At 63.0% G+C, this 12,660-nt stretch carries 12 protein-coding genes and 2 tRNA genes; 4 read left to right on the top strand and 10 right to left on the bottom strand.

Annotation, left to right across the window (positions count from 1 at the left end):
• Positions 1–9 precede the first annotated feature (9 nt).
• The 9 genes from I7X09_RS14650 to I7X09_RS14610 form a co-directional block, all read right to left on the bottom strand.
• Positions 10–639: a pyridoxamine 5'-phosphate oxidase family protein gene (locus tag I7X09_RS14650; protein ID WP_200317497.1), complete on the bottom strand. Its 630-nt coding sequence runs from the start codon at positions 637–639 to the stop codon at positions 10–12.
• The gene (locus tag I7X09_RS14645; RefSeq protein ID WP_166813114.1) at positions 636–1,451 is read right to left on the bottom strand and encodes an ABC transporter ATP-binding protein; all 816 of its coding nucleotides are present in this window, start codon (positions 1,449–1,451) and stop codon (positions 636–638) included. The genes I7X09_RS14650 and I7X09_RS14645 overlap by 4 nt, the downstream gene beginning before the upstream one ends.
• A complete protein-coding gene (locus I7X09_RS14640) occupies positions 1,448–2,500 on the bottom strand; it encodes a FecCD family ABC transporter permease (RefSeq protein ID WP_200317495.1) in 1,053 nt (350 codons plus the stop codon). The genes I7X09_RS14645 and I7X09_RS14640 overlap by 4 nt, the downstream gene beginning before the upstream one ends.
• On the bottom strand, positions 2,497–3,540 hold the full coding sequence (locus I7X09_RS14635) for a FecCD family ABC transporter permease (RefSeq protein ID WP_200317493.1): 1,044 nt from the start codon (positions 3,538–3,540) through the stop codon (positions 2,497–2,499). The genes I7X09_RS14640 and I7X09_RS14635 overlap by 4 nt, the downstream gene beginning before the upstream one ends.
• The gene (locus I7X09_RS14630; protein WP_200317491.1) at positions 3,537–4,571 is read right to left on the bottom strand and encodes an iron-siderophore ABC transporter substrate-binding protein; all 1,035 of its coding nucleotides are present in this window, start codon (positions 4,569–4,571) and stop codon (positions 3,537–3,539) included. The genes I7X09_RS14635 and I7X09_RS14630 overlap by 4 nt, the downstream gene beginning before the upstream one ends.
• A 155-nt stretch (positions 4,572–4,726) precedes the next feature.
• Complete coding sequence (locus tag I7X09_RS14625; protein ID WP_124566657.1) at positions 4,727–5,503, bottom strand: helix-turn-helix domain-containing protein; 777 nt, start codon at positions 5,501–5,503, stop codon at positions 4,727–4,729.
• Positions 5,504–5,690: 187 nt separating this feature from the next.
• A tRNA-Arg gene (locus I7X09_RS14620) sits at positions 5,691–5,763 on the bottom strand.
• A gap of 82 nt (positions 5,764–5,845) precedes the next feature.
• A tRNA-Ser gene (locus I7X09_RS14615) sits at positions 5,846–5,937 on the bottom strand.
• Between the two features lie 96 nt (positions 5,938–6,033).
• Positions 6,034–6,753, bottom strand: a complete 720-nt coding sequence (locus I7X09_RS14610; RefSeq protein ID WP_200317489.1) for a dienelactone hydrolase family protein — start codon at positions 6,751–6,753, stop codon at positions 6,034–6,036.
• 61 nt (positions 6,754–6,814) lie between these two features.
• Here I7X09_RS14610 and hisC point away from each other — a divergent pair, with 61 nt between their 5' ends.
• The 3 genes from hisC (at position 6,815) to I7X09_RS14595 (ending at position 10,593) form a co-directional block, all read left to right on the top strand.
• The gene (gene hisC / locus I7X09_RS14605) at positions 6,815–7,891 is read left to right on the top strand and encodes a histidinol-phosphate transaminase (RefSeq protein WP_200317487.1); all 1,077 of its coding nucleotides are present in this window, start codon (positions 6,815–6,817) and stop codon (positions 7,889–7,891) included.
• Between the two features lie 100 nt (positions 7,892–7,991).
• Positions 7,992–9,686, top strand: a complete 1,695-nt coding sequence (locus I7X09_RS14600; protein ID WP_124566655.1) for a bifunctional metallophosphatase/5'-nucleotidase — start codon at positions 7,992–7,994, stop codon at positions 9,684–9,686.
• A 37-nt stretch (positions 9,687–9,723) separates the two neighbouring features.
• A complete protein-coding gene (locus I7X09_RS14595) occupies positions 9,724–10,593 on the top strand; it encodes an MYG1 family protein (RefSeq protein ID WP_124566654.1) in 870 nt (289 codons plus the stop codon).
• 20 nt (positions 10,594–10,613) lie between these two features.
• Here the strand turns inward: I7X09_RS14595 and I7X09_RS14590 are convergent, their stop codons facing one another.
• Positions 10,614–11,624: an alpha/beta hydrolase gene (locus I7X09_RS14590; protein ID WP_234036925.1), complete on the bottom strand. Its 1,011-nt coding sequence runs from the start codon at positions 11,622–11,624 to the stop codon at positions 10,614–10,616.
• Between the two features lie 399 nt (positions 11,625–12,023).
• On the opposite strand from I7X09_RS14590, the gene I7X09_RS14585 reads away from it, so the two are divergent.
• Positions 12,024–12,644: a LysE family translocator gene (locus tag I7X09_RS14585; RefSeq protein ID WP_200317485.1), complete on the top strand. Its 621-nt coding sequence runs from the start codon at positions 12,024–12,026 to the stop codon at positions 12,642–12,644.
• Positions 12,645–12,660: the final 16 nt, after the last annotated feature.

Raw genomic sequence — 12,660 nt, 5'->3', positions numbered from 1 at the left:
GGGCTGAGGTCAGTACAGGTACTTGCGGTACGCCTCCTGCCGAGCTGGCTCCAGATCCTCGACCTGGAGGGTGTGCTGCTCGGCCATCATGTCGCGCAGACTCGGTACGTCCTCGGGAGTAGGCCACGTCGACGGATCCCAGAGCTTTGCCCGCAGAATCGCTCGCGCGCAATGGAGATACGCCTCGTCGATCTTCACGATCACCGCAAGCTGCGCCGGCTTGCCGTTCATCGCCATCGACTCCAACAGATCAGCATCTGTCGAGAGGGTCGCCGTGCCGTTGACGCGCACGATCTCGTCGTGGCCGGGCGCGAGAAAGAGGATCCCCACGTGGGGATTCTCGATCATGTTCCGGTACGAGTCAGCGCGCCGGTTGCCCGGACGATCCGGAAGCACCAGCGTCTTCTCGTCGGGAAACAGAACCTGACTGACCAAGTCTCCACGCGGCGAGCAATCGCAATTTCCGGCTGCATCGGACGTCGCGAGCACAAAAAACCGTGCCTGGTCGATGAATTCACGGATCAACGGAGTCGTGTAGGCGGTGTGCTTCTCCATGATCGTCGGATGGGGCTGTCCGAGAAGCGCATTGAGTTGTTCCACGGATTCGATCCGCCCGCTCGGGACATTCGACGCCGTCACGTCAACACGTCGTCGAGGACGTGGTGGCGCCCCAGCGGCAACACCAACGGCTTACCAGAGATGGGGTCGGGGATGATTCGACTGTCGAGACCGAACACGGTGCGGACGTTGTCGCTGGTGAGCACCTCGGCAGGATCGCCCGCAGCATAGACCCGGCGATCGGCCATGGCGACGAGGTAATCGGCGTAGCGGGCAGCGAGGTTGAGATCGTGCAGAACCATGACAATCGTTGTACCCCGGGTCCGGTTCAGGTCGGTGAGCAGGTCCAAGACCTCTACCTGGTGGCTCACGTCCAAGAAGGTGGTCGGTTCGTCGAGTAAAAGCAGATCGGTTTGCTGGGCGAGCGCCATCGCAATCCACACACGTTGGCGCTGACCACCGGAAAGCTCGTCCACCGATCGTTCGGCCAATCCGGTTGTGTCCGTTGCCGCAAGCGCTTCGGCGACAGCTGCGTCATCCTCGCGACTCCACCTCGACAGCACCCGCTGATGTGGATGACGACCTCGCCCGACGAGATCGGCGACGACAATGCCTTCCGGTGCGATCGGTGACTGCGGCAGCAGACCGAGCGTGCGAGCGAGCTTCTTCGCGGGCAGGCGATGAACATCCTTGCCGTCCAACAGAACATGACCGCTTCGGGGACTGAGTAGCCGCGACATCGACCGCAGCAGCGTCGATTTGCCGCACGCGTTGGCGCCCACGATGGTCGTGATCTTTCCCGGCGGCACGGCGAGGTCGAGCGATTCGACTACGGTCCGCCCTCCGTAACCGAGTTCGAGGTTTTCGACAGTCAGAGTATGGGATTCGGTCACAGCGAACCTCCCGTTCGGTTGGAGCGAATGATGAGGTAGACGAGATACGGCGCTCCCAGCGCGCCGGTCACCACACCAACGGGGTAGCGGGTGCCGAAGGCGTACTGCCCGCAGAAATCGGCAACGAGCACCAGCAGCGCTCCGACCAGCGCCGACGGGATCAACAGCGATGCTCCTGGACCAACGACGCGGGCGGCGATGGGGCCGGAGAGAAATGCGACGAAGGCGATGGGCCCGGCAGCGGCAGTGGCAAAGGCGATGAGTCCGACGGCCGCAATGATCGCCAGAATGCGCGTGCGTTCCACTCTGACGCCGAGTGCTTGTGCTGCGTCGTCACCGAGCTGGATGGTCGAAAGATTGCGCGATTGACTCAGCAGCACCGGTCCGAGGACGACCAACGCCAGGAGCACGGGAACCGTCGAACCCCAGTTGGCACCGTTGAGACTGCCGGTGAGCCAACGCATCGTCTCCTGCAGATCCCACGCGGCGGCAGTACTGAGCAGGTAGGCGGTGACGCTGTCGAGCATTGCGGCGATGCCGATACCGATCAGAATCAGCCGAGTGCCTGGTACACCGTCCCGGAAGGAGAGAACGTAGATCAACACTGCGACGCCCAGACCGACCGCGATGGCGAAGATCGAGACCTGCGAGCCGCCGAGTGAAAGCGAGATGATCGCGAAAGCTGCTGCAGCGCTTGCCCCGGAGCTGATTCCGATGATGTCGGGGCTCGCGAGCGGGTTACGCAACATCGTCTGGAACGTGATGCCACCCAAGCCGAAACAGATTCCGGCGACCACAGCGAGGACAGCCCGAGGCAGACGGAGGCGGCCGACGGTGAACGAGGCGCCGGGCACGCTCTCCCCCAGAACGACACGAAGCGCTGCAGACGGCGGGTAGAAGGTTTTTCCCACCATCAGAGTGACCGCGAACGAGACGATAACGAGGACCGCCAGCACTGCAATCACGATGCGGCGTCGTCTACCTCGCCGGATACGGCTTGCTCCGACTGCGTCGACCTCGACTTCGGGAGTAACGAATGTGGTGGTCACAGCTCACGTATTTTCTGACGGCGGACGATGTAGATGAAAAAGGGCGCTCCGATGAGCGCGGTGATGATGCCGACGTCGATTTCGCTCGGCCGCGCGACAATTCGTCCGAGAATGTCGGCGGCGACGAGAAGGCTGGCACCTGTCAGCGCAGAAAACGGTAGTAGCCAACGGTTGTCGATGCCGATCAACAATCGGCACAGGTGCGGGACAACCAAACCGACGAAGCCGATCGGTCCGGCAATCGCAGTGGCTGCACCGCAGAGCAGCACTGCACCGAGCGCTGACACTGCCCGGACCACCGCAACACGTTCACCGAGCCCTGATGCAACCTCGTCGCCGAGCGCAAGAGAGTTGAGACTGCGCGCTGACAGCAGACAGATCACGAAGCCGACAATGAGGAAAGGCAGACCCTGCCGGATCACCTCGAAACTCGCACCACCGACGCCGCCGATCTGCCACGAACGAATGTTGCCGGCAATATCGTTTCGCGGCAGCATGATCGCAGTGATGAACGAAGCAAACGCAGCCGATGTTGCGGCCCCGGCGAGAGCCAACTTGAGTGGCGTGGCTCCACCTCGCCCGAGTGAGCCGACTACGTAGACGAACAATGCCGCGGCGGCTGCGCCGAGTATCGCCACCCAGATCATGCTGGTCTGAGTCCACAGCCCGAACCACGCCATTCCGATCACCACCGCGAGTGAAGCGCCCATGTTGACGCCCAGGATTCCGGGATCTGCCAACGGGTTTCGGGTTATCCCCTGCATCACTGCGCCGGCTAGCCCGAGCGCAGCTCCCACGATTATCGCGAGCACCGTCCGAGGAATGCGCTTCGCGATCGCACCCTGGCCGATGTTGTCGGTGGAACCGCCCAGCGCGGCGACGATGTCGGACCAGTCGACTTCACGCGAGCCGACGACGATAGATGTACACATGAGCACCGCGAGGACAACGAGAAGGGCGATCAGCCACAACGAATTGCCGAACGTCGGGCGTCGCGTATCGCGAGCGCCCGACGTCGAATCCTGCGAGGTTACAGTCACTCCGACTTTCCAGCAGCCCCGGCGAGCAGATCGACGTAGTCGCCGAGTACCCACGAAATTGCGAGTGGAGTCGGGTTGGCCGCCGTTCCCATCGGCCCGGTTCCATTAAGGAACACGATCGAGTTGTTGGCGACGGCAGGCATCTGCGAGAGCAGCGGGTCAGCCTTGAGTGCGTCGACAAGCGCCTGGTCACCGTAGGTGACGATCAGTTCGACGTCGTCGAAGACGTCCACACGCTCGGCACTGACCTTCTTCGAGAACTCACCACCCGTCGAGGCGTCGGCAACGCTCTTCGGCGTCGAGAGTCCGAGGTCTTCGAAGAACGCGGCGCGTGTGTCGTTCGCGGTGTAGAAGCTGACCTGACTCAGATCAGCGGTGTCGACGTGAGTCAGGAACATGGTTGCCTTGCCGGCAAGCTGCGGATGCGAGGCAACCTCGTCGGCGATCTCCTTCTCGATGGTCGAGATCAGTTCCTGCCCTTCGGTTTCCATGCCGAGGCCCATGCTGTTGAACTTGATGACGTCACGCCACGAGGTTGCCCACGGGCCCTCCGGATATGCCACGACTGGGGCGATCTCACTGAGAGTGTCGTAATCCTCCTGCGTCAGACCGGAATACGCGGCAAGAATGACGTCAGGGTTCGTATCGGAGACGGCTTCGAAGTCGATGCCGTCGGTCTCGTCGAAGAGCACCGGCGGCTTCGCGCCGAGTTCGTCGAGCTTTTCCTCGACCCACGGCAGCATGCCGTTGCCGTTGTCGTCGCCGAACGTCGCCGCCGCCATTCCAACGGGAACCACGCCGAGAGCAAGGGGCACTTCATGATTGGCCCAGGCGACGGTGGCGACTCGCTCCGGCTTGGCGTCGATCGTCGTCGTTCCGAAAGCGTGCTCGATCGTGACCGGGAAGGAACTGGATCCGCTTCCGGTGCTGCCGCCGCCGGCGGTGTCCGAGGAGTCGGAACTGCAGGCTGTCATACCGAGTGCAACTGCGACCGCTGCTGCGGCCACCGCCAAGAAGCGTTTTGAACGCATGAAAACTGAACTCTCTCGAGTAGGGGTACGGCCCTCAACCCGGCTCGAAAAGGCACTTAGGTGAGGTTTGCCTAAACCGTATACGGGAGAGCATTGTGGCGCAATCGCGTGTTTGGGACACCCTGTGTAGCGATCGAGTCAGGCTGAGATGGCCATCAGCTGGCCCGGAACATCCCTGGCGTAGCCCCTGTGGTGCGTCGAAAAGCAGCCCCGAACGCACTGGTCGAGTGGTATCCCACCCGCTCGGCAACCTCTTGCAGATCCAAGCCGTGCGCAAGAAGGGTCACGGCCCGTTGGGCCCGCACCGCCGAGACCCACTGTCCGAAACTCATCCCGGTCTCCGACCGAAATACCCGGGTGATGGTTCGCGGGCTGACGCCGAGCAGCCTTGCCCAGTCGGACAGCGTGCGCATGTCACTCGGATCGTCACCGATCGCGTCGACGATGGGTTTCAGAAGCGCCGAGTCCGGCACCAGAACCAGCAACTCGTTCGGCGACGGTGCCAGCACGTCGATCACCATCTGCTCCGTGAGCGAGCGGGAGGAGGTTCCGAGTGAATCGTCTGCCAGTCGCTCGAGGAGATTCCGCAGCAGCGGAGTGACCTCGATCGCCACCGGCACGTCGGACAGAGAAGGAACTGACGCGATGTCGAGCTGAGCGGCCCGATACCAGGTGCCGGCGGGTGCGATCGCCGAGTGCAGGACACCGGCAGGCATCCACAGACCGACCGTCGGTGTGATCGTCCAGGTTCGTGACCCCACCGTGGCGCTCGACGCTCCCCGCTCGTTCCACAACAACTCGTGGGTCGGGTGCGAGTGCGCCTCCCACCGGGTCTCGCGGGAAACGAGCTCGTCCATGCCCGCGATGACAAAGGGCACCTCGACCGCCCCGGCCGAGTAGACCGGGAGCGTCCGACTGTCGACGGTCTCCAACGGGTTCTCCTCGGTTCGCGCGGCTGCTCCGGAGAAAGCATAGGTCGCGGGGATCGGTTGTCGGTTCCTACGATCGCGAGGATCACCGCCCGAAATTCGCCGAGGTGACGTCACACACATTCAGAAACTACGAATGTGCCACAACAAAAGAAGGCCACAGACCGGGAGTCTGTGACCTTCTTTCTTGTGCGCCCGAAGGGATTCGAACCCCTAACCTCTTGATCCGTAGTCAAGTGCTCTATCCGTTGAGCTACGGGCGCATGTTCTGTTGTCCAGCAGGTCTTGCGTATCCTGCCGTCGTAATTTCTATCATTTCTAACCCGCCGGTCAAAATCACCGGCTTGGCGGAGGCGAGAGGATTTGAACCTCCGGTCCCTCGTAAAAGGGACAACTCATTAGCAGTGAGTCCCATTCGGCCGCTCTGGCACGCCTCCCTGGGGGTTCCGATCCTTTCGGACCGCCGGATCGAAAGATTACACACCCTTCGCCACCAAAGGCAAAACGTGTGGTCAGCGCCTTGTTTTGCCGACTTACCGCAGGTGACTGTCGAACCAGTCGAAGATCCGGGTCTGAGCTTCGATGATCGAGGCCGAATCCGGGTCGTCGAGGTCGGCGTCCTCGGACAGCTGTGGCGGCTCGTCGGCCCGGTGAGCCAGTCCGGCGTAACTGACTACCAGCGTCGCGACGTCGGCCTTCGCGGTCGCTTCCCGGAGCAGAGTCACGTGTTCGCGAGGCGTGCTGGGATCGTCCTCGCCGTACAGCGCCAACCACGGTGCCTGCAAGGAAGTGGCCGCGTCGACGAGCGCCTGAGCATCCACCGACAGCGCTTCGACGATTCCCCCGGCGGCGACACTCACCGCGGCGCCGACGGGACGGCTGGTGGCCACGAGCATCGCAGCGGTTCCGGCGTCGTCGAATCCGAGCACCCCGATGGTGTCCGCGAGAACTTCACGCCCGACGAGCCAATCGAGGGTCGCGTCGAAGTCGGCGAAGAGGTTGTCACCGAACACCTCGCCCTGCATGTGTTCGGGTTCGCGATGGAACAGGTGAGGTGCGACGCTCACCCACCCTTCGCCGGCCAGTGAGCACATCAGATTGAGCAGAGCCGGGCTGAACTGCCGGGCTTCGTGCAAGACGACGATTCCGCCTCGCGTCGGGCCGTCCGGCTCCACCACCGTCAGTGGAACAGCCGTGGCGACCTCCCCTTCGGCTCCGCGCAGATACGCCGTGGCCCGGAAGATTTCCGACATCTTCTAACTCTGACACGCAGACGGCCGCAACGCACCACATCGGTGCGCGCATAATCGACTCGTGACCGCACACATTCGCCCCGACCTCGCCTCTATCCCCGCCTACGTTCCCGGACGCAATTTCCCGGGTGCGATCAAACTGGCGAGCAACGAAACGACCGTGGGGCCGTTGCCCGGTGTGCGTGACGCCGTCGCCGACGCAGTCGCCAATGCCAACCGTTACCCGGACAATGCCGCTGTCGCACTCATCGAGGCGCTGGCCGCGTTCCTGAAGGTTAAGCCGGCCAACGTCGCCGCTGGTTGTGGCTCCGTGACGCTGTGCCAGGAACTCGTGCAGATCACGTGCGATCAGGGGGACGAGGTCATCTACGCGTGGCGATCGTTCGAGGCGTACCCCGTGGTCACCCAGGTCGGCCACGCCGTCTCGGTGAAGGTTCCGCTGACCGAGGACTTCGGCCACGACCTCGATGCGATGCTGGCCGCGATCACCGATCGCACGCGGTTGATCTTCGTCTGCAACCCCAACAACCCGACCGGCAATGCGCTGTCGAAGGCGGAGCTCGAAAGCTTCCTCGACGCTGTCCCGGCACACGTCGTCGTAGCGCTCGACGAGGCGTACTTCGAATACTCACGCTCGGACGCCGACGGCATCGAACTGTTCCGCAGCCGCCCCAACGTGGTTGTTCTGCGCACCTTCTCGAAGGCTTACGGCCTCGCAGGAATCCGCGTGGGTTACGCGGTCGCGGATCCGGAAATCATCGTGGCCCTCGGCAAGGTGCACACCCCCTTCACCGTGAGCGCTGTCGCGCAGGCCGCCGCAATCGCTTCTCTGGCTGCAGCAGACGAACTGCTTGCCCGCACCGAGGGCGTCATCGCCGAGCGGACGCGAGTTCGAACCGCGCTGATCGAAGCCGGCTACACCGTCCCCGAGTCGTCGGCGAACTTCGTCTACCTCCCTCTCGGAGAGCTCTCCCCCGGTTTCGCCGAGGCGAGTACCGAAGCGGGCATTCTGATCCGCCAGTACGGCACCGAGGGCGTCCGGATGACGATCGGCGATCCGCACGAGAACGATGCGTTCCTCGCTTTCGCGAACACCGACGTCGCGAAGCGGGCAGCCGGCATCGGCGTGACCGCGTGACACTCGATACATAACTGTTACGCCGAGGACTGGAATTCGTTTCGGCAGACGGGCACACTCAGGGAGGTTCGAAGCCGGTCCGAGTGAGGGAGCACGACGCATGACGCGACGCATGACACGAACGTGTGCCGTGCTCGCGACAACCCTTCTCGCCACCACCGCGACCTCCCTGAGCGGTGTCGCCACCGCCCAGTCCCAGGACACGGTGTCGGTACGTCTGTTGGCGTTCAACGATCTGCACGGCAGTCTCCGCCCGCCGGAAGGTGTTCGCAGCGAGATCAGGCAGGCCGACGGCTCACTGACCCCGGCCGGTGGCGCGGCGTACCTCGCGGCCTACGTGACACAGCTTCGCAGTCAGGCCACCAACTCGCTGCTGTACTCGGTCGGTGACAACTGGGGATCGTCGGCATTGGAATCGGCGATGTTCAACGACGAGCCGACGGTCGAACTGCTGAACCGGATGAAGATCGACGCTTCCGCGATCGGTAATCATGAGCTGGACAAGGGACTCGCCGAGTTCCGTCGCATGCAGTCCGGCGGCTGCTCCGCCGTCGATGCATGCACGTTCAGCCCGTCCTTCGACGGCGCCAACTTCCCCCTGATGGCCGCGAACATGACGTACACCAACGGCACTCCGGCCACGCTGCCCTTCACCGTGAACATGGTCGACGGCATTCCGCTCGGAGTCATCGCGATTTCCCCCGCCAACACGTCGCAGATCGTCACGCCCGGCGGGATCGCCGATCTGCAGTTCGGCGACGAGGTCGAAGCGATCAACCGCACCGCCGACGTCCTCGACTTCTTCGGCGTCAAAGCCATCACCGTCCTCCTGCACCGTGGGGACGAACCGGCCGTCGAAGGTGGACCCAACGATTGCAACGTCGAGTCCGGGCCGGCCCGCGACATTGCGTTGCGTGCCTCACCGAAAGTCGACGTCATCTTCACCGCCGACAGCCACCAGCAGTACAACTGCGAATTCCCTGATCCCGCAGGCAATCCCAGAGTCGTCATGCAGGGCGCTTCGCACGGCCGGATCGTGTCCGTCGCAGACGTCACCATCGATCGCAACACCCGCGAGGTCGTTCGCGATCAGACGTCCGCTTTCAATCAGATAGTGACACACGATATTTCGCCGGATCCCGATATTCAGGCTCTCGCGGACAGAGCCTGGTCGGAGGCGTCGGAAAGCGCTCAGCGACCGGTGGGGACCATCACCGCCGATCTGACACGGGACCGCGTCCCCAGCGGTGAATCGACACTCGGCAACCTGGTCGCCGACGCTCAACTCGCAGCCGGATCGACACGAGGCGCTCAACTCGCGTTGACGAACCCGGGCGGCATGCGCGAGGACTTGGACTTCGGCACTTCCGGCCAGGTCACCTACCGCCAGGCCTACGGTGTTCAACCCTTCGGCAACAGCCTCGAGGTGCTCTCCGTCACAGGAGCGGTGTTGAAGGACGCTCTCGAACAGCAATTCCAGATCGACCTCGACGGCACCGCTACCGAGCGCATCCTCTCCCCGTCCGCGGGCTTCACCTACGCCATGGACCGGCGAGCAGCGCCGGGCTCTCGAATCTCGGAAATGCGCTTGAACGGGCAGGACATCGCCCCCGACGGCGTCTACAGCGTCGTGGTGAACAAGTTCCTCGCCGAGGGCGGGGACGGCTTCACCGCACTGAAGAACTCCACTCAGATGACCGGTGCGGGTAACGACCTCGACGCCTTGACTGCCCTGTTCGCAGCCGGGTCCCCGGTCTCGCCACCTGCCACCGATCGCATCCGCACCGTCGGCTGAATAGGCATCCCCGCGCTCGATTGCCTAGTCTCGACGGGTGATCATCGCGACCCATAACGGCAAGTTCCATGCAGACGACGTCTTCGGCGTATCGCTGCTCAAGCAGCTGTACCCCGACGCCACCGTCGTTCGCAGCCGTGACGAGTCCGTCCTCGACAGCGCGGACATCGTGCTCGACGTCGGCGGTCGCTACAACCCGGCCGAGGGTCGCTTCGACCATCATCAGCGCGATGCCGGCGAGCGCAGCAACGGCATCCTGTACTCCGCCTTCGGTCTGCTCTGGCAGGAATACGGCCTGCAGTTCTGTGAAGGCGACGCCTCCGTTTTTCGCCGAATCGACAGTCGTCTGGTCGAGGGCATCGACGCCGTCGACAACGGCCAGGAGATCTACACCCTCAACGACTACGGCACCAAGCCTTTTGATCTGTCCTCGGTACTGGACCTGTTCAACCCGATCTCGTCCACCGACGAGGAGTTCGACACCCAGTTCGAGCTGGCCGTGGTTCTCGCAACTCAGGTCTTGATTCGCCTGCGCGCCAAGTACGCCGGCGACGCTGCAGCCGAGCGTGAGTTCACCGAGACCTACGAGAAAGCGTCGGATCCGCGCTTCGTCGTGCTGGAACGCTTCGTTCCCCACGGCCGCGCCGCGTCGGCCCAGCCGGAACTTCTGTTCACCATCTTCCCGAACACCAACGGCGGCTGGTCGATCCAGACGGTCAAGCCTGCGGACTCCAAGTTCGGTTCACGAAAGCTGTTGCCGGAGCCGTGGCGCGGCCTGAACGGCTCGGACCTTGCTGCCGAGACGGGCGTCGACGGTTCGGTGTTCTGCCACAAGGCGGGGTTCATCGCGGCTGCGCAGACCCGTGACGGCGCCCTCCAGTTGCTCGAACTGGCACTGGCCGAGTAGTTCTCAGCTCGCAGTCCAGTTCACATTCCCAGGGCGGTCTTCACTGTCGGCCAGGAATCGTGAAGCGCGTCTTGCCAGTACGGCCATGAATGGGTGCCGTCGTTTCGATACGCGAACACTGCGGGAATTGACAACTCCCCCAACCTCGCTTCGAACAGTTGTGTACACGTGTTGGCAAGCGCCTCGAGCGGTCCGCCTTCGATGGCAGTCTGCAGTCCACTCGGCGTGAAGACGTTGTCGTACTCTCCGGGCGCGCCCGTGCCGGAAGAAACGTAGATCGTCTTCCCACGCAGCGTTTCCGCGTTGGTGGACGGGTCGTGCTTTTGCCAGTCGGGGTCCGATGCCGGGCCCCACATGTTGGTGGCGTCGCCTGCCTTACTGGCCACGGTCAGCCGCACGGAATCCTGCGAAGACGACTCGGAGTTGTCGAGACAGCCGCTGTACGAGGCTAATCCGGTGTAGAGCTTCGGGTGATGCGTGACGAGGTTGGCCGCGCCGAGCGCACCCATGGACACCCCACCGACCACATTCGTCCCGTTTCCGGAGAACGCAGAATCGATCAACGCCGGAAGCTCTTCAGCGAGAAACGATTCCCACTTGTTCACACCGAGGTTCGGATCGTCGTTCTTCCAGTTGGTGTAGAAACTGCCGGTACCGCCCACGGGGAGAACGACGTTGACGTTCTTGTCGGCGAAAAACGTTTCGATGTCGGTCTTCTGGGTCCAGGTGCTCTCGGAGTACCCGGATTCCGAACCGGCACTTACTCCGTCGAGCAGGTAGAAGGACGGACGCGAACCGGCACTGGTCACTGGATGCAGAACTTGCACTTGCACCTCGCGTCGCATGGCCGGCGACTCGACGAACACGGCACTGCGAGTGGGCGACAATTGCTCTATGCGATTGATGTGAGCACCGGTCTGACCGGCCATATCTCCGGGTGGGTTTTCAGGCGCCGGATCGGCATACGCAACTGCGCCCACGACAAGCGCGAGCACGACCAACACAATCCCGACAAACCCAAATCTCCGCATCCGTCAAGCGCCCCCTGAGCATCGCACGACTACCGCTAACCCTCGATTGGACAGGACGAACGTCCCGGGGTCAACCCACTGGTTGGGATTTATTACTCGCGGGTATCCAATGGAGTTGGACAGTTCTCCACCGATGCACACACAGGTGTGGATAACTTCATTCACATCCACTTCCCAGTTGTGCATAACCTGTGGACAAAAGGATGAATTACAACAGAGGTATTCCTTCTACCTGCATCGTTCCGGTTCCCCACAGTGTGCATAACTTTGTCGAACTGTGCTGACGAGACGCCGGTTTCCGGGCGTGTCCATGCAGTTCACACCGCGGCGCCACTCTTTGTTCACAGGCACGACACCACCGCCCGACTTCGCTCCCCACCCCGACTTCATACTTGTTGCATGCTGACCGCTCTGCTCGCCGCCACAGCCGTGCTCGCCCTACTGACTCTGGTCCCGGGGCCGGACATGGCCGTCGTGACGCAGGCAGCTCTCGGCGCGGGCAGATCCGCCGGTTTCCGGGTAGCGGCCGGCATCGTCTCGGGCCTTCTGGTGTGGGGTCTGCTGACTGTCCTCGGGCTTTCAGCGATCCTGGCCGCGTCGGCCGAGGCGTACACCGTGGTCAAGCTCGCCGGTGCTGCCTACTTGATCTATCTCGGTGTGCGAGCACTGTGGGAGAGCCGGACCTCACGGACGCAACACAATGCCGACGCCCCGCGCGCGCCGAAGGCCGGGACATGGAAGACGGGCTTTACCACCAACCTGCTCAACCCCAAGATCGCCGTCTTCTACACCGGACTGCTGCCTCAGTTGGTTCCGGCCGGATGGCCGACGGGACCATCGCTTGCGCTGCTGGTGCTCATCCATGCAGCCATCACCATCGTGTGGCTCAGTGGCTACGTGGTCCTTCTCTCGCGGGCGCGTAGCACCTTCGAGAAGCCCCGAGTGCGACAGGCACTCGAGCGCATAACCGGAACAGTTCTCCTAGGATTCGGAGCGAAGATCGCGCTCGAAGCGCGCTGACACGGCAATCGGAAAA

Origin of the sequence: Rhodococcus sp. P-2 (assembly GCF_016598535.1) — a bacterium.
Classification (GTDB): Bacteria; Actinomycetota; Actinomycetes; order Mycobacteriales; family Mycobacteriaceae; genus Rhodococcus_F; species Rhodococcus_F baikonurensis.
Note: the sequence above shows the minus strand (reverse complement) of the source record. Positions and strands in the feature narration are given on the sequence as shown.